The following is a 19,189-nucleotide window of genomic DNA, read 5'->3' as shown; positions in this document are numbered from 1 at the left end:
AATAAAAAAACCACTTTCCCGCAAGGAAAAGTGGTTTGGAATTGGCATAGTAAAATAACACAAATACCGCTCCACTTCCCTACGCAGGTCTGAACCTGTTCAAGTTATGAGGGTCTAAAAGTCACACTTTTATCTCAGCCCTTATGAAGGACACCCCTAGTGGTTAAACGAATACATATTGAATTGTTCTGCACCTCTATATTAACACGAATCCTTATTTGGTCAAGATTTATCCTTCCAATGTTTTCTTAAGATCCGTTACGTATCCCCGAGATCCGGTGACAATTAAACGGTCTCCAAGTTTCAGCCTTGTATCCCCATGAGGAACGATGCTGTCCACACCTCTGAAGATCCTGACAAAGATGACGTCACCTGTTAAAGGGAATTCCCGTAAAATCACACCGTCGTATTTACTGTTCTCCATATTAATTTGATACAGCGAAGACTCCTGGTTCGTGAGCAGCTTCATGACGCCAGGGGCTTCAATCAGTGCGCGAAGCAGCGTTTTTGTCGACAGCAGAATAGAAAAGATGCTGATTCCCTGCTCCTTCAGAACTGCTTCATGCTCCGGTGATCCTACGCTTGCAATGACTCTTTCTGTGCCTTTTTCTTTTGCAAGTAAAGCAATGTCTGCATTCATATCTTCATTTCCTGTCGCCACAACGAGGATATCCGTTTCAAAAATGCCGAGTGATTCAAGCGTCTCGTGTTCATAGTCAGAAATTGTTTCAACAGCAAACACTGATTCTGACAGCTTTTCCTCCGCATTCTCTTGATAGACGTGTACAACACGCACGTCATACTCTTCCTCTGGCAATTCGAGTGTAACAGGCAAAGTCATTTGATTGGCGCCAATGAACGTAATCGTCTTTTTCTCCTCCGGCTGCTCTTCCCGTTTGTATAATTTTTTAAAACAGATCGGCGTAAAAATACTTGCAATGACGGCTACTAAAATGAGCGCTCCTGACATATTTGCGCTGATCACGTGAAGCTGCTGGCCGATTGTTGCAGCGGCAATCACGAGCGAAAGCGTAGATGTCAGCAAGAAGCCAGACGCGAAAATGGTTCGGTTATCATACCACTTCTTTAGGTACATGACAGGAATGATTTTGCTGACTAACAGCGCCAGCAGCAGGAGCGGAATCATGATTAAAATTGTTTTATCCTGGAAAAGAGTCCAAATATCCAGCTTCACACCGACCATCACGAAGAAAATCGGTATTAAGAACCCATAACCAAATGAATCCAGCTGCTGAACAAGTTCTTTGTTTGGCGAAAGCAGGGAAACGAGAACCCCCGCTAAGAAAGCGCCGAGAATATTTTCCGCCCCAAGTGATTCAGACAGGGCAACGAGTACAATAATTAACGTAAAAATGGCACGCGTCCCGATCTGGATCGTCCCTTTTGACATGGACTGCACAAAAGAGCGATGTTTAAAGACCCGGCCGAAAAAGTAAAGCACCACTCCGGCTGCAAACAGAATCATCAGGAGCCACATGTTTCCGCTGTCCTCTCCGTATAAAGAAGAAAAAACAGCAAGAAGAATCATCGTGGCCAAATCAGCAATAACAGCAACAAGCAAAATAATCTGCCCGATATTCGAATTCATGATCCGTTCTTCTTTTAATGTTGGAACGACAACGCCTAATGAAATCGTTGAAATAATCAGGGTCATCAAAAATGCATTTTGGATAAATCCGGCCAAGACGAACCCATAGGACAAGAGCAATGATAAAATAAAAATACCGACGAAAATAACAGATGCCGCAGCAAACGTATTCGGCGCTTCCTTGCCATTCGGCAGGAACTGCTTTTTCTTTCCTTTCTCAAACGACGAAAAATCAATTTCAAGCCCGCTTAAAAACATCAAAAAGATAAATCCGAGCATAGAGAGTGTTTGGAGCCAGGTGTCACCCTCCACAACTAAATTAAGGCCGCTTTTCCCAATAATCAGCCCCATAATGATTTCAGCAACAACAACCGGGATGCTGAGTTTAAACCGATGCAAAAGGATGGGTGTCAAAAATGCAACGATAAGTACAACAACTAATGATGCGACAGATGTATGCGCCATAATCAGAACCTCCTTTTTAAGTCAGGGTTATGCTAGTTCTCACTCAGAGAACAAAACCTCATTTTTAAAAAACATAACGCGATTTTAACAAGGGTGATGATGAAAAATAAAGTGATAAGGTCTTAATCCTGTTTAGAAAATGATTCTTCTTCTATAATTTGCACATAAAAGCTTGTGATGACTCACAACACTTTGCTTCATAATAAATAAAACAATCGGTAAGGAGGATACCGCATGGCTTACGATATCATCAGCGATATTCATGGCTGCTATGACGAAATGACTGCATTAATCCAAAAGCTTGGCTATACAATCAAAAATGGAGTACCTGTCCATGAAGAAGGCAGGGTGCTTGTTTTTGCCGGAGATTTAACTGACAGAGGGCCCAAATCGATAGAGGTCATCCGATTTGTAGCCGGCGCTTACGAAAAAGGCGCTGTGCGTTATGTCCCGGGAAACCATTGCAATAAATTATATCGTTACTTAAAAGGAAATCCGGTAAAAGTGATGCATGGTCTCGAAACAACAGCGGCAGAGCTTGAGGAACTTTCTAAAGATGAGAGAAAATCAGTCAGCGAACAGTTTATGAAGCTGTACGAAACAGCGCCGCTTTACGACATCTTACATAATGGAGAATTAGTTGTCGCCCATGCTGGCATAAGAGCTGACGATATCGGCAAATATACCCGGAGAGTGAAGGACTTTGTGCTTTACGGTGACGTGACGGGTGAAACATATCCGGACGGCAGACCCGTCAGACGTGATTGGGCGGCAGCCTATAACGGAAAGGCTTGGGTGGTATACGGTCATACACCTGTGAAAGAGCCTCGGAAGGTCAATCGCACCATCAACATTGATACAGGCTGCGTGTTCGGAAATCAACTGACAGGCTTTCGCTTTCCAGAAATAGAAACCGTCTCTGTTCCAAGCTCCCTGCCTTACGACGAATCAAGATTTCGCCCCATATAAAAAAGGAGAGAATCAATGATTCTCTCCTTTTATCAGTTTTCTCATATCCTGAGGCAGTGGAGCATGAAACGTCATGTTCTCCTGTGTCAGCGGATGGATAAACGAAAGATGCTCGCTGTGCAGAGCCTGCCGGCCAATTTCCTGTCTCGTTCCGCCGTACAGTGTATCGCCGCACAACGGGTGCCCGAGATAACTCATATGAACACGAATTTGATGGGTTCGTCCAGTCTCAAGCTGCAACGTCACCGAGGTCATATCGTCATTTGCACATGTGACGTAAAAATGCGTAACAGCCTTCTGGCCGTCTGGCGTTACCGTCCGTTCAATTATACTGTCAGGATGTCTGCCAATCGGAGCATCGACTGTTCCCTCCATCTGTGCCATCCGCCCGTGAACCACTGCCGCATACCGGCGTTTCACAAGGCCGTTTTTTTGCGCAGACGATAAAATGGAGTGGGCAAATCGATGCTTGGCAACAAGCATGACACCTGATGTATCCCGGTCTAACCGGGTGACAAGATGAACTGTCGCCCTCACTCCGGTTGTTTGATAATGATCAATAATTCCATTAGCAATGCTGCCGGAGGGGTGCTCTCTCGAAGGGATTGATGACACATACGGCTGCTTGTTTATCACAAGCACATGTTCATCCTCATAAAGGATATCGAGCGGAACAGGCTCTGCCAACAGCGTCTCGCTCACCTGCTCCTCAGGAAACTTCACGATAAGAAGATCTCCCTCTTTCAAAACGTATTTGACCGTCACATGCTCACCGTTAATCTGCAGGTCGCCCCCGCCAAACTTAATATCGGTCAGCAGACGTTTCGAAATTCCCAGTTCACCGGCATATTCTTTTACAGTCATCCCGTCCTCAGCGGAAGTAATGTTCTTTCTGATAAAAAAATGCTCCACGATATGTCCTCTTTCTATTCACCTTTTCCAATAAACGAATCCTGGACTCTTTTCCAAAATGGAAACGGACGGAATCTCGCAAACCGCACTTTTTCGGATGCAACCTGGCAGCGGATCGACTTTACATCTTTATGGAGAAGGGTTAAATGGTCAATCGTCACTTGAAAGTCAACTTCGTTTCTCGGCTTAATCATGCAATCATGATGGGATGGGAGAAGCAGAGGTGACCCGACCGTACGGAACACGCGGTTATTAATAGAAGCCATTTCCGCAAGCTGGATCGCCCTGATAGACGGATGGATAATCGCTCCGCCCAGCGCCTTATTGTAGGCTGTGCTGCCTGATGGAGTTGACAGGCAGAGGCCGTCGCCCCGGAAGGTTTCAAAGAGCTGCCCTTTGATTTCCACATCAGCAACAAGGCTTCCTTCGATGCTTTTAATCGTACATTCATTCAAAGCTAAGTATCTTTCTTCCCGCTCGTTTTCGTGATAGGTCACAATGACTTCGAGAAGCGGATATTCGACTGTATGATACGGCGTTTTCGCGATGGCAAGAACAAGTTTTTCAATTTCATGAGGAACCCAGTCGGCATAAAAACCCAGATGACCTGTGTGAACGCCGACAAATGCTGTTTTGTCCAAGCGGTCGCTGTATCTGTGAAAAGCATACAAAAGCGTTCCGTCGCCTCCGACTGAAATAACGATTTCCGGTTCATTTTCATCCAGTTCCATATCAAAATCCAATAAATACGCCTGTATTTTGCTTTTCAGCGTATCAGAAACTTGATCTCCTTTTGATGATACGGCAAATTTCATGCTCTTCTCCCCCTTTACCTATTGTTGCTCGCTTCCTTTTTTCTTTCTTGAAAAGGCAGCTTGAGCTTCCTGTACTTCACCCCTGATCTCCGACATCTCTTCATCAAGCCGGGAAGCCGCTTCAGAAGCGCGCTGAAGCCTTAGTTTTACTTTTTCAGGAATGTTTCCGCTGTATTTATAATTCAATGAATGTTCAATGGTCGCCCAAAAATTCATCGCCAGTGTACGGATCTGTATTTCCACGAGAACATGCTTTTCTCCGGATACCGTCTGCAAAGGGTACAGCACAACTAGATGGTATGACCGGTATCCGCTCTCTTTATGTTCCGCAATATAATCCCTCTGATCCACAACGGTGAAATCTTTTCTGGCAAAAAGCATCTCTTTTACGATTTGGATGTCATCGACAAATTGGCACATGATTCTAAGGCCAGCAATGTCCTGCATGGTTTCAATTTCATGCAGCGGTATGCTTTTCCGTCTCGCTTTTTCAAGTATGCTCGCCACAGGCTTGACGCGTCCGGTCACAAATTCGATCGGTGAATGGTCGTCCTCGTATTCATATAGTGTGCGGATCCCCTTGAGCTTCACTTTCAACTCTTCGACAGCCTGGCGGTACGGCACTAAAAAACGCTCCCATTGTTTGTCATCCATCATACATCCCCCAATTCCGAACCAGTTTCTATAAAAACACGCGTTTCACTTTTTCTTCCATTTCTTCTCCATAGTTTGCATTATCTTTTATATTTTCTAAAAGATATTCCAGCTCCTCATGCAGGCCTGCCAGTTCAATTGTTTGGTTTCCTGCCTCTAAAACAACCGGTATTTTTTGTGCATGGGCCTGCTTCAGTTCCGGCCATACATGTTCCTTTATAATGACATATTCAAAAGAATCAGCTAATTCAAGTATGTATACAAAAGCAAAGTGGTCAGAATCAACAAGCATTTGACCTGACGGCTTGCGTTCCGCTTCGTTTCCTTCTGTCTGACAGGCAAGGCGAAGCTGATCATCCGATAATGTTGCATTCAAAATTTCGATTCTGTTTTGCATAATGCTCTCCTTTTTTAAACAAAGTACAGATTCATTTTATCATATCGAGCTCGATATTGATAAACCTAACATCTAAAGAGATAATAGTAAAAATAAGATTTACAGGGCGGAAAGGAAGAGCATCATGAGCCAAGAAATTGAAATCGAATTTAAAAACATGCTGACCAAACAAGAATTCAAAAACATAGCAGCGGCACTCCAGCTGACAGAAAAAGATTTTACAGATCAAAAGAATCATTATTTTGATACAGACAGCTTCGCGCTGAAACAAAAACATGCTGCGCTTCGTATCCGCAGAAAAAACGGAAAGTATGTCCTTACATTAAAGGAGCCGGCTGATGTGGGGCTTCTGGAAACGCACCAGCAGCTTTCAGAGGTATCAGATCTCGCTGGATTTTCAGTTCCCGAGGGCCCTGTGAAGGACCAGCTGCACAAGCTTCAGATCGATACGGATGCCATTCAATACTTTGGATCTTTAGCAACAAACCGTGCGGAAAAAGAAACAGAAAAAGGCTTAATAGTTTTAGACCACAGCCGATATTTAAATAAAGAGGACTATGAAATTGAATTTGAGGCGGCGGATTGGCATGAGGGCAGACAAGCCTTCGAAAAGCTGCTTCAGCAATTCAGCATTCCTCAGCGCGAAACCAAAAATAAAATTCTGCGTTTTTATGAAGAAAAACGAAAGTCTATATAAGGTGGAATGACATCGTGAATGTAACGAATTGGGCAGCATTACTTCAGCTTCAGGCATTACAGTCCATATCTAATGCACGCAGCAGCTCGGACACTCAGAATACGGAAAGCCCGCTTTCAAGTTTCAGTTCTTTGCTCAGCCAATATACAAACGGTCTGGCATCTCAGCAATCAGCACCTTCTTCATCGCCAAGCCCGCTCAGCATGCTGAACAACGCGAATACAACAGCGCCGTCACTGCTTTCAGCGTATGGGCTTAACTCATATACGAGCAGCAATTCAGGTTCAATCACAAAAGCGGCAGAAAGCACTAAAACAGCTGCTGCAGATTCAGCTTCAAACAAACACGAAGCAAATCAGATTAGTTCGGGTAACTTCTCTATTGACAGTGCGATTAAAAAAGCCGCTGATAAATATGGCGTTGATGAAAAACTGATCCGTGCCGTCATCAAACAAGAATCAGGCTTTAATGCAAAAGCGGTCAGCGGAGCAGGTGCGATGGGCCTCATGCAGCTGATGCCGTCAACAGCAAGCTCACTTGGCGTTTCCAATCCGCTTGATCCACAACAAAATGTGGAAGGCGGAACGAAATATTTAAAACAAATGCTGGATAAATACGACGGCAATGTGTCTATGGCATTAGCGGCTTACAACGCCGGACCGGGGAATGTTGACCGATACGGAGGCATTCCTCCTTTTCAAGAAACGCAAAACTATGTAAAAAAAATAACTTCAGCTTATTACGCGTAACCAGAGGGCTTCCCCTCTGGTTTTTTTGCGAAGTGAAATCTTACGCATTCCTGATTTTTATGTGATATGATATGAAATACAAACCCCGGCTGTCAGCCGAAATGAGTCATCATACGCAAAAAAGGCAGTTTGTTTGTAGAAATGATGCCTTGTTGCTAAAATAAACCTAGATGAAACAATGAAATACAGAAAATTACTTTTTGCAATAGGATTTATGATTCCTATTAGCCATATTTAAAGGAGTAGTCAACATGGGACAATCGTTTAACGCACCTTATGAAGCGATTGGAGAGGAACTTCTATCGCAACTTGTTGATACTTTTTATGAGCGTGTCGCGTCTCATCCTTTGCTGAAGCCGATTTTTCCAAGCGATTTGACAGAAACCGCCAGGAAACAGAAGCAATTCTTAACTCAGTATTTAGGCGGGCCTCCTCTTTATACTGAGGAACACGGCCATCCTATGCTCAGAGCAAGGCATCTTCCCTTTCCAATTACAAACGAGAGAGCTGATGCGTGGCTCAGCTGTATGAAGGACGCAATGGACCATGTAGGGCTGGAGGGCGAAATTCGTGAGTTTTTGTTTGGCCGGCTGGAGTTGACAGCAAGGCATATGGTGAATCAAACGGAAGCGGAGGATCGATCATCTTGACAAACTATCAGCATGAGCTATACTTCGCCCATTGCCACGGTCATCCAAAAAAACCGCTTGAAATTTATATGTTTGTAGACCCTTTATGTCCTGAATGCTGGTCCTTAGAGCCCGTCATCAAAAAGCTGAAAATCAGATACGGACGTTTTTTCACCTTACGCATTATCGCTTCCGCAAGCCTTACCGCTTTAAATAAAAAGCGAAAAAAGCATCTTCTCGCAGAAGCATGGGAAAAGATCGCGAGCCGCTCTGGCATGTCATGTGACGGCAATGTCTGGTTCGAACAGGAACAGCCGCTTTCATCGCCTTATATGGCTGCTCTCGCTTTTAAAGCAGCCGAATTGCAAGGACGAAAAGCCGGCATGCAATTTCTCAGAAATATGCAGGAGAGCCTATTTGTTTCAAAGAAAAATATTACGGATGAAAACGTGCTTTTGGAGATTGCTGAAAATACAAGTCTCGATCTTGAAGAATTCAAAAAAGATCTGCATTCTCAAAGCGCGGTCAAGGCGCTTCAATGTGACATGAAAATTGCTGCTGAGATGGATGTTTCTGTTAATCCGACACTGACGTTTTTTAATACGCAGCATGAGGATGAAGGGCTTAAAGTTCCTGGCAGCTACTCATATGATGTATATGAAGAAATTTTATTTGAGATGCTTGGCGACGAGCCGAAGCCGTCGGAAACACCGCCTTTAGAATGTTTTATTGAATATTTCCGCTTCGTTGCCTCGAAGGAAATTGCTCTTGTATATGACCTGAGCTTGGAAGAGGTAGAAAAAGAAATGAAAAAACTGGCGTTTGCTAAAAAGGTTGCCAAAGTGGAAGCCAAACACGGAATGTTTTGGAAGTCTCTCAGCACTTATTCTGATGAATATCAATCATGTGAAAAATAGCCGCAGGCGTGCATATGCTTGAGGCTGTTTTTTTACGCCCTGAACCAAACATACGTTCTAATTTTAACGCTAAAGAAACCGCGCCGGGATAAGCGCGGTTTCATATGTCTTAACGACAACAAAGGGGATGGGAGAAATTTTTCACGGTCAAACAAAGGGGTAATGTTTGTTTGTGATCAATTTCACATCCTTATGATAACAAAAGATGTCGACTTTTGACAACCTCTATGCTTAATGTTCATATTTTTGTCACAAAACATAACGAAGTGCATTCACTCATATCCTTATAAGGAAAAAGGACGAGGAGGATCGCCATGATGTCTACTTTGATCTCAATTGTGTGCATTGCCGTTTTTTTCTGTCTGAATATCTTAGGCATGATGCATATGCTGCCGCTTTATATTACCTCTCCTCTGCTGTTTCTGTCTATTTTGTTTACCCTCTACCGCTTGAATCACCGGAAAACCTTTAAAGGGTTTTAAAAAAGCCTGTGCGTCATTTCCGCACAGGCTTACTTTTTTAAGACTGCTTGACTTTCATCAGCAGCTCTTCCATTTCATCAAGTTTTTCTTCAAACATTTTGCACGCGGCTTCGATTGGCTCTGGAGACGTCATATCAACACCCGCTTTTTTCAGGACATCAATCGGGTATTGTGAGCTTCCCGCTTTCAGGAAGTCAATATAACGGTCAACCGCCGGCTTTCCTTCCTTCAAAATCTGGCTGCTTAATGCTTGGGCAGCGCTGTACCCTGTCGCATACTGATACACATAGTAATTGTAATAGAAGTGCGGAATACGCGACCATTCAAGGCCGATTTCCTTATCAATCACCATGCCGTCTCCAAAATACTTTTTATTCAGGTCGTAATAGACATTTGTCAGAAGCTCAGGTGTAAGCGGCTCGCCTTCTTGCGCCTTTGTATGGATCAGATGTTCAAATTCAGCGAACATCGTTTGTCTGAAGACCGTTCCCCTGAAGCCCTCAAGCATATGGTTGAGAATATATAAGCGCTGTTTTTCATCCTCTAAATTGTTCAGCAAATATTCGCCAAGGAGCGCTTCATTTGTCGTAGAGGCAACTTCCGCGACAAAGATGCTGTAATTGCCGTATGGATAAGGCTGGTGCTTTCTCGTATAGTAGCTGTGTACGGAATGTCCAAACTCGTGCACGAGCGTAAAGAGATTATTCACGTTATTATGCCAGTTCATCAAAATATACGGATTCGTGCCGTAAGCTCCTGATGAATAAGCCCCATTGCGTTTGCCTTTATTTTCGTAAACGTCCACCCAGCGGTTTTCCAGGCCTTCTTTTAGGATAGAGGCATATTCTTCCCCTAATGGTGCGAGGCCTTTCAGCATGTAATCTTTGGCTTCCTCGTATGTCACCTTCATCCCAGCATCTTTCACAAGCGGTGTATACAGGTCATAGATATGCACTTCATCAAGCTCAAGCACTTTCTTTCTTAGCGCAATATAGCGGTGCAGGAGCGGCAAATGCTTATTAATCGTCTTAACAAGGTTATCGTATACTTCCTCAGGAATACTGTTGTTAGAAAGCGCAGCCTCACGCGCGGACTTGTACTTTTTCACTCTCGCGTAGAAGTTGTCCTTTTTCACAGTGCCGCTAAGCGTCGTGGCCATTGTGTTTTTATATTGTCCGTACGTTTTATACACTGCGTCAAACGCATTTTTGCGGACTTCACGGTTTTCACTTTCCAAGAAATTAATAAAGTTGCCGTGAGTGATCTGTTTCTCATTCCCATCTTCGTCTTTAATGGACGGAAACGTAATATCTGCGTTATTTAACACGCTGAATGTATTTGAAGATGACCCCAGTACCTCGGAGGCTTCAGCAAGCAGCGCTTCTTCCTTCTCGCTCAGCACATGCGGACGTTCCTTTGTAATCTCCTCAATCGCATGAGAGTACAGCTTCAATTCTTCTTTTTCAAGAATGAACTGCTGCAGTTTGTCTTCTTCTATGGATAAAATCTCCGGAACCAAATAAGCTGTCGCGCTTGCGGCCTGTGTATACAGGTTTCCCGCCTTGTCATTCAGCCCCTGGTAAAAGGAGTTCCCAGTATCCTGGTCAGAGCGCATATGCGCATATGTGTACAGCCTACCCAGCCGCTCCATCACTTTATCTTGATACGTAAGAGCCTCGTATAAATGATCAGCTGAATCTGCCAGCTTTCCTTTATACTTAGATAAATTCGGAATTAATTCTTTTACAGCTTGAAATTCTTTATTCCAGGCCTCATCACTAGGAAAAATATCCTCAAGTCTCCATGTGTCTTCTGCCTTTACCTCACTTCTGTCAGGCAGTTGGTTTGCTTTTTTTTCCTCAGCCATGGTGATCCCCCTCGTCTTCTTTGATTCAAGCCAATTGAAAAAACAGCTGTTTCTCAATAAACTTGTGTTGTGAATATCTTCCGGTTTTTCACTGCCTTTTGTCAAATCATATGCAGTAATGAAGAGAACGAATGCCAAAAAAGCAGTAAAAACACGAAAAACCTTTCCTTTTGTGCCTTTCACAGCCTGCCCACCACCTTTGTCTTAGGGTGAGCCAAATAAGACAAACTCATTCTATAAAACAGCTGCGGTCTCTTTCTATGAGATCCTGCATTGAGTGTATGCCGCCTTCAGGCTGATTCAGTACATATACTTCTTTCTGAGTCTCCCTTAAAAATCCCTTCTTGCACAAAAAATCAATATACTGTTTAACCGCTTCTGAAAGACACTCTTCGCTGCATTCGAACCTGAGTGCAATGTTCTTATTATGAATGTGCAGTTTGCACTGCTGCAAAACGGCTGAAAAACGAATTGGCGCACGTTTATCTCCAAGATCCGTCATAAACAAATAAAGAAACCCCTGCCACACAAAAACCGGACTCTTAAAAACTGCCCCTTTTCTAACAGGAACAAACACTTCAGTCGGCAGAAAAGAAAAAGGCGTCTGCCGCTTCTCATAAAACAGCAGCCTAAGGCGATTTGTTTCCTTTGAGTTAAACCGATGGGGTTTATGGCGAAAACGGTGAATCGCTTTCGTCCAGCCTGAATATTGAATTGAGGGTTTCGGTTCAGTGAAAAAAAGATCGTCTGCACCTGCCCGATGGATAGGGATCGTTTGGACTGAGGAATAAGAATGGTTTGTGTAGAATGGAATGATGTGGCTGAGCCGGAGAAAAGAACGCCTTTCAGGACAATAACATATCAGCTCTCTGTATGGACTTGCATTGATAAACTGCCAATGAAAAGCTGAAAGCTGATAAAAGGACGAAGCAGTCCGTTTTAAGCGGCTGTATCCCATAATCCACTGCGGGATGATTCCTTCTTGTTTGAAGCCCTCTGTCCGCTTTTGAAAGACATCTGGAGCGATAGTGGCGCATTGATATTCAACAGCAAGCATATGCTCCTTGATCCTTGCCATGACGTCCGGTCTTTGGTTGATTGTCCTTATATACGGCTCCAATATTGGTGAAGCCCGTTGTGTTTTCAGCCATACATACAGCTGTCTTTTTCCTTCTAAGTGGTAGGCGCTTTCCGGTTCGATGTCTATGGAGCAGGACTTGTTCTGTTTATGGGCAAAATGCGGCGCTTTTTGAAGTCCGAGCTTCACAGCTAGCTCTCCCCCGCATACCGGACAGAAGAACCGTCTCCGCTTTAATTTCTGGTTTTGCTGAGCGCCTAGAAGGTGAAACAGTTGGCCGTCTTCAGTCACAGCACTAAACAATTGTCATCTCTCCTTTCCAGATGAAGTATACTTTCTGGAAAAGATGATCAACTCCTGTTCGCTGTATTTTCTGCTTGTCTATATGTTTTTGATTTTTCACATCTCTAAAATGGCATTTTCGTGCATAAAAAAAACCGATTTCCGGAAGGAAATCGGTTTGCTATGATGCAAAGTGTTTTTTTATCGTTTCTAGAGCATGCTCTGAAATAATCAGCTTGCCGTACTCTTCAAGACGGTGTATGCTGATTGAGGATTCAGTTGCGTACTCCAGCAGGATGCTTAGCTGATTTTCAACCTCTTCATCAGTCATATTGCAAAAATCTACATATAAATAATATCGGTTCTCAAACGAATATAAAGTCGTTTTGCTTCCGTTAACGTTCAATTTAGATAGAGAAATAACATCCTCAAAATCGCCAAATCGCAAGACAAATTGAAGCTTTTGCTCCTTCTCTTCCTGATTGACGGCTTGCTCTTCTTTCTGGAAATCATCCAGCAAGGCGTCAAGATCCTCAGATGCTGGTTCTTGCTTTTTATCCTCAGGAATCGGCAGTTCGAGCTTTTGTCCGTCTTTGGAAAGCTGGGCTTTTGTGACGATGATTTCTAATCCTTTGTCCAGTGCCTGAACTTGAATCCAAAGTGGGCCTTCCACAGCGAATTCCTCTTCTTCATGAACTTCATCCATGACTTCCCAGAATAGTTCTTCACTGCGCTCACGGTTATACCAAATTTCTTCTCTGTCAAAACCGCGATCTTCAATATCTCCGTAAGACATATAAAATTTTACTGTATGCTCGTTAATTCTTTCAATTTCCATTTGCCAACCTTCCCTTCTATATAAGATGTTGAAGGGACATCTAAGCTCCCGATTAATTGTACTTTACTACACTTTACCCATTCCGTCCACATCTTAACCTTAACCAAGGCCAGTGTGAATTCCTTTGTATTTCTATTTTATGATAAAACAGTCACAAAAGAAATAAAAATGCACCTTTGCCTAAAAAACGGCAGTTCAGGCGGCTGATATCATAAAATACGACCTGTCTCATATAGTAGTAGTACAAGCGAAGGACTGAAAGCGAGGTGCCGCTTCATGGAGCATGACTATCTGATTTCTCTGCTTGTCATTGTTGGGATTGACCTGATCCTCGGCGGAGATAATGCGGTTGTCATTGCCATGGCCAGCAGACATTTGCCGGACAAGCAAAGACAGCAAGCCATTATTCTCGGAACATTTATTGCCGTTGCCATGAGAATCGGATTAACAAGTGCAGCTGTATATCTTTTGAACATTCCGTTCTTGCAGTGCGCCGGCGGAATTTTCCTGCTGTATTTAGGATATCAGCTGCTGATTGAAAAAAAAGACACGAAACACATTAAAAGCAGCACCTCCCTGTGGAGAGCGATACGAACGATTGTGCTTGCAGATCTCTTTATGTCGCTGGACAACGTCATCGCAGTTGCGGGAGCTTCACACGGTGAGTTTTCTCTCGTTGTTATAGGTTTGTGTGTATCGGTTCCGGTTATTATTTGGGGCAGCAAACTCATCCATATTGCACTAGAGAAAATACCGCTTCTGATTTACGCGGGAAGCGGGCTGCTTGCTTATACTGGCGGAGAAATGATTGTCAGAGACAAAAAGCTGTCTCTTTTTATGGCGCAGCACGGCACAGTTGAAACGCTCCTCCCCATTTTGACGGTTGCGTTTGTCATCCTTGCGAGCATTTATTACCAGCAGGTTGAAAAATAAAAGAAGGCTGATGACTCAGCCTTCTTTCAGCGTGTCGACAAACCTTTGCATTCCTTGTCAGACCTGCGCGTCGGTGCTCACGAATAAACATATTCGTTGTGCTCCAATGCTCGGCCTTCCTAGACTTCAAAGGTTTTCAATCACGCTGAACTGAAAAGGTAACAAAATCCTAAAACAAAAAACCGTTTTAGGATTTTGTCAACTATCTAAAAAAGAAGGCTGATGACTCAGCCTTCTTTTGATGATACGATCTATTAGTTTGCCAAACGCTGTGCTTCTCTTAATTGGAAAGAGCGAACTTTTCTTGGCAGGAAACGTCTGATTTCGTCTTCGTTATATCCGACCTGCAAACGTTTTTCGTCAATGATGATCGGACGGCGAAGCAACCCTGGATGCTCGTTGATCAAGCGGTACAAATCTTGCAGCGGCATAGATTCAACGTTCACATTCAGTTTTTGGAATACTTTTGAACGGGTTGAGATGATTTCATCTGTACCATCCTCAGTCATTCGAAGAATTTGTTTTATTTCATCAATTGATAAAGGTTCAGAGAAAATATTTCTTTCTACAAATGGAATATCGTGCTCCTCGAGCCACGCTCTCGCCTTTCTGCATGAAGTACAGCTTGGTGATGTGTATAGTGTAACCATTCATCTTCACTCCTCTAATTAGTAGGATGAACATCTATTTTATTCTTAAATTGAAATTACTCTAAAAAAGGAATCTTTACAGGTATTATACTATAAAAAAGTAAGTGTGAACAGTATCCTAAGAAAAAAATGTGTCAATCCAGCAAATTTTTAATGTTCATGATATGTTCTAATTCTCAATTAGCTTAACTGATCGAAAATATTTTTTTGTTTTTCTTCATCAATGAGTTTCAGGACTTCATCCGTTTTTTCGTACGATTCCCCGTACCATTTCTCGTCTTTATAAGTATGAATGTTTTCATATGTCTGTTTCATGGCTTCAAGAATTTCTTCTTCTGATTCTGTTTTTGGTGACCAGTACAGAATCTCCATCTTGTTTACTTCATTCGTAGCCAATGACCGGCGCCGGTACCCAATTGACTGAGCATGCTTGAAATGCTCTCTTTGATAAAACCTCAGGCGTTTTTCTGTATCAGTATCATCTTCATCCACAGGTTCCACCTCGAGCAATATGGGCTTATTTTTCTTTTTCAGCTTCGCGATCAATTTGCCGCCAAGCCCCTGCCCTCTTGCATCCTTAGACACATACAGATAATCAACGAAGATAAAAGAATCGAATTCCGCAAACATTAAAATATGATGTTTGCCTTCATCTTTATGATAAATATCGCTTCGCTCTTTCAGAAGAGCTTCCATATGCGCTTTTGATTTCATTTCTTCAATTGGAAAGTACTCGCTAAGCTTTTCATACCAGTTCATTGATTTGCTCCTTATGAGTTCGTTGTCTTCATACTTTTAGATATACCCCATTTCTTCTTGTTTAAACAGCCTTACATCTATAAAGACGTGCGAACTTCCTCCATGGTTTCATTTTTTTTCAGCAAAAACCGAGCCATCTGCTCCGTTCATTTTGAATTGTTTCTCATTGAACTCGATTTTCCCGCCTGTAATGAACCAGGCGGGGCTGCGCCAGTGCAATCAGAAATGTCATGATATATAATGCAGCAGCCGCGATAAAAGCTATTTTCGCACCAGCAGCATCAGCCACTAGCCCCATAATGGAGTAGGTGACGCCTGACCAAGGAGTCAAAATCGCATTTTTTGCAGCCATGATTCCGATTCGTTTCTGCTCGGGAATAACCTCCTGCAGCATGGTTTCCTGGCAAATATCACGCACCTGATAAAAAGGCCCCATTGCAGCACAAGCCAGAGCGCATAAAAATGGGACTGGAGAAAATGAAAACAAAAGGGTCAGCGCCGACATTACAAGCGAGCTGAACATAATGGCATAGCCCATATTCCGCTCAAAAAAAGAAGAAAAACGAATGGCAACCACACTGCCGACAATTGCGCCTATAAAATAGGAAGCGTTAAACATCCCCCACCACACCTCTGTTTCGTGCAAAACAGCCGCAGTAAATGCGAGGAGAATAGCAGATGACCATACGGAACCCGCCAAAGCTTCTATCATGTCCATTACAGTAATGTCTCTTACAATAGGGATGATCATTAAATCCTTCCATATACTTCTGGCAGATGCTGTTTCAGCAGTTCCTACAGCCTCTTCTTCATTTACATGCAGCACACTGATGGAAGCTCCCGATAGAACAAACAGGCAAATGGCAGCGCCGACAACGGGTTCAAAAGGGACGGCGTACGTCAGAAGGCCTCCAAGGCCCCAGCCTGCTGTTAAGAACAATTGATTCGAGAGGGAGATTACACCATTCGCTTTTACATATTGCTTCTTTGGAACAATAATCGGCAGCAGCGCAAATCTTGCCGGCTGAAAAAAAGCGCCCGCGAAGGAAAAACAGAACACAAACAGCAGCGTAATCCAAAAGAATGCCTGTCCGTGATGAGTGACGCTGTATGCCATCAGGATTGTAAAGACCGCTCTCAGCAGATTCGCTCCCGCAAGCACCTTTTTAAAACCGAGAATGCGAAGCACCGGAGAGACGCAAAAGCTTGCTGCTATACTCGCAAACGACATGAACGATAAAATAAGGCTTGCTAAAAAAACGGAGTCAGTCATTTGATAGACCCGGACCATTAAAACGATTGTGACGAGGACTCCTGCTAAAGATTGAAGAGATTGAGACAGCAATAGCGCAAAAACATTTTTGTTATGCAGAAATTGAATTGTATTTCGCCTCCGCTTTTTTCCTCTAATTGTAAATGTCATCATTCTCACTTTCTATGATGCCGTAAAAAAATCCTTCAAGAGATTTCTCTTGAAGGATTGATAAATCATGAAAAAGCTTTAAATTCGGCTTCCGTGCACATCACAAAATGTCCCGGTTTGACTTCACGGAATTCCATCGTTTCCCCATCCTTTAATTGATGGACAGACGGATCATATTTCTGGCGAACGCGATTTCTCTCATAGTCCGGATCAGGAAGCGGAATCGCAGAAAGCAATGATTTTGTATACGGGTGAAGCGGATTCTCATACAGCTCATCTGCCGGCGCAAGCTCAACCAGTTTCCCGAAATACATGACGCCAATGCGGTCACTGATGTATTTGACCATCGATAAATCGTGGGCAATAAACAGGTATGTGAGCCCTTTTTCTTTTTGCAGTTCTTTCATTAAATTCACGACCTGCGCTTGAATGGATACATCCAAAGCGGAAATCGGCTCATCCGCGATAATGAATTCCGGATCAACAGCAAGAGCTCTGGCAATCCCGATTCTTTGGCGCTGGCCGCCGGAAAATTCATGCGGATAGCGGTTCGCGTGTTCCTTGTTTAAACCAACTGTTTCCAATAGTTCATGAACTCGCTGCATCCGCTCTTTTTTCGTTTTCGCCAGCTTATGAATATCAAGGCCTTCAGCAATAATATCAGCAACTGTCATTCTCGGATTTAGGGATGCATAGGGGTCTTGGAAAATCATCTGCATTTTGCGGTTGAATTCCAGCAGCTTTTTCCGCGATTTTCTCCCGTGCACATTTTCACCGTTAAACAGCACCTCACCATCGGTTGCTTCGTACAGCCGGATAATGCTTCGGCCTGTTGTCGATTTACCGCAGCCAGATTCACCAACCAGCCCTAATGTTTCACCTTTATAGATATCAAATGATAAATCATCTACAGCCTTAACCGTTCCCCTCGGCGTGACAAAGTGCTGTTTTAAATGTTTGATTTCTAATAGTTTTTCAGTCAATTCATTCACCTTCTCTCACTAAGACAGGTTTTTCAAACGTGTTTGCCAGTTTACGCATTTTCGCTTTTACCGCTTCTGGCGGCTCTACCTTTGGCGCGTCGGGATGAAGCAGCCACGATTTGACATAATGAGTATCAGATACCTTAAACATTGGCGGCTCCTGTTCAAAATCGATTTTCATCGCATAAGGGCTCCGCAGGGCAAAAGCATCTCCTTTTGGCGGGTTTGTCAAATCAGGCGGTGTGCCCGGAATGGCAGTCAGCTCTTCCTCTCCTGAACTTTCCAGTGTCGGCATGGATGCAAGAAGCCCCCAAGTGTACGGATGTCTCGGATCGTAGAAGATTTCGTCTACCGTACCGGTTTCTACAATCTGTCCCGCGTACATGACAGCGACCCGGTCAGCAACGTTAGCCACAACACCAAGATCGTGTGTGATAAAGATGATGGACGTGTCAATTTTCTTTTGCAAATCCTTCATTAATTCCAAAATTTGCGCTTGAATCGTTACATCAAGAGCAGTTGTCGGCTCATCGGCGATCAGAAGCTTCGGATTCGCTGCAAGCGCCATGGCAATGACAACCCTCTGTCTCATCCCGCCTGAAAATTCGTGCGGAAATTGGTTCACCCGCTTTTCCGGCATTGGGATACCGACTAATTCCAGCAGTTCAACCGCGCGTTTTTTAGCCGCTTCCTTCGAGATCTTTTCGTGTTTAAAAAGCACTTCCGTAATTTGTTTACCGACCTTCATCGTTGGATTTAAAGAGGTCATCGGATCTTGGAATATCATGCCGATCTCTTTTCCCCGGACATTTTGCATTTCTTTTTCGGACAGCGGCACCAGATCCTTTCCTTCAAACAGGATCTCACCGCGTTTGAAATAACCCGGAGGCATTGGAATCAGCTTCATAATTGCCTGAGAGGTTACACTTTTTCCGGAACCTGATTCTCCAACAATGGCCAGCGTCTCCCCTTTATCCAGATGGAAATTCACTCCGCGGATCGCCTGGACCTCTCCGCCATATGTTTTAAATGAAATTGCTAAATCTTTTACTTCTAATAGGCGTGTCACCCGTATCACTCC

At 43.6% G+C, this 19,189-nt stretch carries 22 protein-coding genes and 1 riboswitch; of the genes, 8 read left to right on the top strand and 14 right to left on the bottom strand.

What is annotated here, in order from left to right:
• Positions 1-59: 59 nt before the first annotated feature.
• Positions 60-168: riboswitch (TPP riboswitch) on the bottom strand.
• 61 nt (positions 169-229) lie between these two features.
• Positions 230-2,074 (bottom strand): monovalent cation:proton antiporter family protein, encoded by a 1,845-nt coding sequence (locus tag NX903_RS05710; RefSeq protein WP_038828799.1) that lies wholly within the window; start codon positions 2,072-2,074, stop codon positions 230-232.
• A gap of 234 nt (positions 2,075-2,308) precedes the next feature.
• Here NX903_RS05710 and prpE point away from each other — a divergent pair, with 234 nt between their 5' ends.
• Positions 2,309-3,043: a bis(5'-nucleosyl)-tetraphosphatase PrpE gene (gene prpE, locus NX903_RS05705; protein WP_024573345.1), complete on the top strand. Its 735-nt coding sequence runs from the start codon at positions 2,309-2,311 to the stop codon at positions 3,041-3,043.
• Positions 3,044-3,055: 12 nt separating this feature from the next.
• Here prpE and NX903_RS05700 read toward each other — a convergent pair whose 3' ends face one another.
• The 4 genes from NX903_RS05700 to NX903_RS05685 are packed head-to-tail and all read right to left on the bottom strand — an operon-like array spanning position 3,056 to position 5,821.
• Positions 3,056-3,955: an RluA family pseudouridine synthase gene (locus NX903_RS05700; RefSeq protein WP_014476443.1), complete on the bottom strand. Its 900-nt coding sequence runs from the start codon at positions 3,953-3,955 to the stop codon at positions 3,056-3,058.
• Between the two features lie 14 nt (positions 3,956-3,969).
• The gene (locus NX903_RS05695; RefSeq protein ID WP_003232918.1) at positions 3,970-4,770 is read right to left on the bottom strand and encodes an NAD kinase; all 801 of its coding nucleotides are present in this window, start codon (positions 4,768-4,770) and stop codon (positions 3,970-3,972) included.
• An 18-nt stretch (positions 4,771-4,788) separates the two neighbouring features.
• Positions 4,789-5,424, bottom strand: a complete 636-nt coding sequence (gene yjbM, locus NX903_RS05690; RefSeq protein ID WP_003245294.1) for a GTP diphosphokinase — start codon at positions 5,422-5,424, stop codon at positions 4,789-4,791.
• Positions 5,425-5,452: 28 nt separating this feature from the next.
• Positions 5,453-5,821: a UPF0738 family protein gene (locus NX903_RS05685; RefSeq protein ID WP_024573346.1), complete on the bottom strand. Its 369-nt coding sequence runs from the start codon at positions 5,819-5,821 to the stop codon at positions 5,453-5,455.
• 124 nt (positions 5,822-5,945) lie between these two features.
• On the opposite strand from NX903_RS05685, the gene NX903_RS05680 reads away from it, so the two are divergent.
• The 5 genes from NX903_RS05680 (at position 5,946) to NX903_RS05660 (ending at position 9,295) form a co-directional block, all read left to right on the top strand.
• On the top strand, positions 5,946-6,518 hold the full coding sequence (locus tag NX903_RS05680; RefSeq protein ID WP_015252351.1) for a CYTH domain-containing protein: 573 nt from the start codon (positions 5,946-5,948) through the stop codon (positions 6,516-6,518).
• Positions 6,519-6,532: 14 nt separating this feature from the next.
• Positions 6,533-7,267 carry a bifunctional muramidase/murein lytic transglycosylase gene (gene cwlQ / locus NX903_RS05675; RefSeq protein ID WP_017695685.1) on the top strand — a complete coding sequence of 245 codons (735 nt, stop codon included), beginning with the start codon at positions 6,533-6,535 and terminating at the stop codon, positions 7,265-7,267.
• Between the two features lie 251 nt (positions 7,268-7,518).
• Positions 7,519-7,917, top strand: coding sequence for a globin domain-containing protein (locus NX903_RS05670; RefSeq protein ID WP_003232928.1), 399 nt, complete (start codon positions 7,519-7,521; stop codon positions 7,915-7,917).
• Entirely contained in the window at positions 7,914-8,813 is a 900-nt protein-coding gene (gene spxH / locus NX903_RS05665; RefSeq protein ID WP_024573348.1) for a protease adaptor protein SpxH, read from the top strand. Before NX903_RS05670 ends, spxH begins: the two co-directional genes overlap by 4 nt.
• 314 nt (positions 8,814-9,127) lie before the next feature.
• Positions 9,128-9,295: a hypothetical protein gene (locus NX903_RS05660; RefSeq protein WP_003244944.1), complete on the top strand. Its 168-nt coding sequence runs from the start codon at positions 9,128-9,130 to the stop codon at positions 9,293-9,295.
• Between the two features lie 37 nt (positions 9,296-9,332).
• On the opposite strand, the gene pepF is transcribed toward NX903_RS05660, so the two are convergent.
• Together pepF and coiA are read right to left on the bottom strand one after the other, a co-directional pair.
• Entirely contained in the window at positions 9,333-11,162 is a 1,830-nt protein-coding gene (pepF, locus tag NX903_RS05655) for an oligoendopeptidase F (protein ID WP_003245178.1), read from the bottom strand.
• A gap of 229 nt (positions 11,163-11,391) precedes the next feature.
• On the bottom strand, positions 11,392-12,513 hold the full coding sequence (gene coiA, locus NX903_RS05650; RefSeq protein WP_250621149.1) for a competence protein CoiA: 1,122 nt from the start codon (positions 12,511-12,513) through the stop codon (positions 11,392-11,394).
• 73 nt (positions 12,514-12,586) lie between these two features.
• Between coiA and NX903_RS05645 the strand changes: the two genes are divergently transcribed.
• Complete coding sequence (locus NX903_RS05645; protein ID WP_003245684.1) at positions 12,587-12,709, top strand: hypothetical protein; 123 nt, start codon at positions 12,587-12,589, stop codon at positions 12,707-12,709.
• On the opposite strand, the gene mecA is transcribed toward NX903_RS05645, so the two are convergent.
• Both mecA and NX903_RS05635 read right to left on the bottom strand, forming a co-directional pair.
• Positions 12,704-13,360 carry an adaptor protein MecA gene (gene mecA / locus NX903_RS05640; protein WP_003245194.1) on the bottom strand — a complete coding sequence of 219 codons (657 nt, stop codon included), beginning with the start codon at positions 13,358-13,360 and terminating at the stop codon, positions 12,704-12,706. The two genes, NX903_RS05645 and mecA, sit on opposite strands and share 6 nt — an antisense overlap.
• Entirely contained in the window at positions 13,327-13,467 is a 141-nt protein-coding gene (locus NX903_RS05635; protein ID WP_119122854.1) for a hypothetical protein, read from the bottom strand. Before NX903_RS05635 ends, mecA begins: the two co-directional genes overlap by 34 nt.
• A gap of 169 nt (positions 13,468-13,636) precedes the next feature.
• Between NX903_RS05635 and NX903_RS05630 the strand changes: the two genes are divergently transcribed.
• On the top strand, positions 13,637-14,293 hold the full coding sequence (locus tag NX903_RS05630) for a TerC family protein (protein WP_003232944.1): 657 nt from the start codon (positions 13,637-13,639) through the stop codon (positions 14,291-14,293).
• Positions 14,294-14,547: 254 nt separating this feature from the next.
• On the opposite strand, the gene spx is transcribed toward NX903_RS05630, so the two are convergent.
• The 5 genes from spx to oppD all read right to left on the bottom strand — a co-directional run bounded on the left by spx (position 14,548) and on the right by oppD (position 19,186).
• The gene (gene spx, locus NX903_RS05625; protein ID WP_014476435.1) at positions 14,548-14,943 is read right to left on the bottom strand and encodes a transcriptional regulator Spx; all 396 of its coding nucleotides are present in this window, start codon (positions 14,941-14,943) and stop codon (positions 14,548-14,550) included.
• Positions 14,944-15,123: 180 nt separating this feature from the next.
• On the bottom strand, positions 15,124-15,702 hold the full coding sequence (locus tag NX903_RS05620) for a GNAT family N-acetyltransferase (RefSeq protein ID WP_003224597.1): 579 nt from the start codon (positions 15,700-15,702) through the stop codon (positions 15,124-15,126).
• Positions 15,703-15,865: 163 nt separating this feature from the next.
• Positions 15,866-17,083, bottom strand: a complete 1,218-nt coding sequence (locus tag NX903_RS05615; protein ID WP_086344583.1) for an MFS transporter — start codon at positions 17,081-17,083, stop codon at positions 15,866-15,868.
• Positions 17,084-17,190: 107 nt separating this feature from the next.
• Positions 17,191-18,108: an oligopeptide ABC transporter ATP-binding protein OppF gene (gene oppF, locus NX903_RS05610; protein ID WP_003245567.1), complete on the bottom strand. Its 918-nt coding sequence runs from the start codon at positions 18,106-18,108 to the stop codon at positions 17,191-17,193.
• A gap of 1 nt (position 18,109) precedes the next feature.
• Positions 18,110-19,186 carry an oligopeptide ABC transporter ATP-binding protein OppD gene (oppD, locus tag NX903_RS05605; protein ID WP_072173823.1) on the bottom strand — a complete coding sequence of 359 codons (1,077 nt, stop codon included), beginning with the start codon at positions 19,184-19,186 and terminating at the stop codon, positions 18,110-18,112.
• Between the last annotated feature and the right edge of the window lie 3 nt (positions 19,187-19,189).

The organism is Bacillus sp. FSL R5-0576, from assembly GCF_038004765.1.
GTDB lineage: Bacteria > Bacillota > Bacilli > Bacillales > Bacillaceae > Bacillus > Bacillus subtilis.
Note: the sequence above shows the minus strand (reverse complement) of the source record. Positions and strands in the feature narration are given on the sequence as shown.

Excerpts from the sequence above, each read along its gene's own strand:
- NX903_RS05620 (WP_003224597.1), bottom strand. The coding sequence starts at position 15,702 with ATGAACTGGTATGAAAAGCTTAGCGAGTACTTTCCAATTGAAGAAATG.
- prpE (WP_024573345.1), top strand. The coding sequence starts at position 2,309 with ATGGCTTACGATATCATCAGCGATATTCATGGCTGCTATGACGAAATG.
- NX903_RS05660 (WP_003244944.1), top strand. The coding sequence starts at position 9,128 with ATGATGTCTACTTTGATCTCAATTGTGTGCATTGCCGTTTTTTTCTGT.
- NX903_RS05710 (WP_038828799.1), bottom strand. The coding sequence starts at position 2,074 with ATGGCGCATACATCTGTCGCATCATTAGTTGTTGTACTTATCGTTGCA.
- spx (WP_014476435.1), bottom strand. The coding sequence starts at position 14,943 with ATGGTTACACTATACACATCACCAAGCTGTACTTCATGCAGAAAGGCG.
- NX903_RS05685 (WP_024573346.1), bottom strand. The coding sequence starts at position 5,821 with ATGCAAAACAGAATCGAAATTTTGAATGCAACATTATCGGATGATCAG.
- mecA (WP_003245194.1), bottom strand. The coding sequence starts at position 13,360 with ATGGAAATTGAAAGAATTAACGAGCATACAGTAAAATTTTATATGTCT.
- NX903_RS05680 (WP_015252351.1), top strand. The coding sequence starts at position 5,946 with ATGAGCCAAGAAATTGAAATCGAATTTAAAAACATGCTGACCAAACAA.
- NX903_RS05670 (WP_003232928.1), top strand. The coding sequence starts at position 7,519 with ATGGGACAATCGTTTAACGCACCTTATGAAGCGATTGGAGAGGAACTT.
- NX903_RS05645 (WP_003245684.1), top strand. The coding sequence starts at position 12,587 with ATGATCAACTCCTGTTCGCTGTATTTTCTGCTTGTCTATATGTTTTTG.
- NX903_RS05630 (WP_003232944.1), top strand. The coding sequence starts at position 13,637 with ATGGAGCATGACTATCTGATTTCTCTGCTTGTCATTGTTGGGATTGAC.
- NX903_RS05695 (WP_003232918.1), bottom strand. The coding sequence starts at position 4,770 with ATGAAATTTGCCGTATCATCAAAAGGAGATCAAGTTTCTGATACGCTG.
- pepF (WP_003245178.1), bottom strand. The coding sequence starts at position 11,162 with ATGGCTGAGGAAAAAAAAGCAAACCAACTGCCTGACAGAAGTGAGGTA.
- yjbM (WP_003245294.1), bottom strand. The coding sequence starts at position 5,424 with ATGGATGACAAACAATGGGAGCGTTTTTTAGTGCCGTACCGCCAGGCT.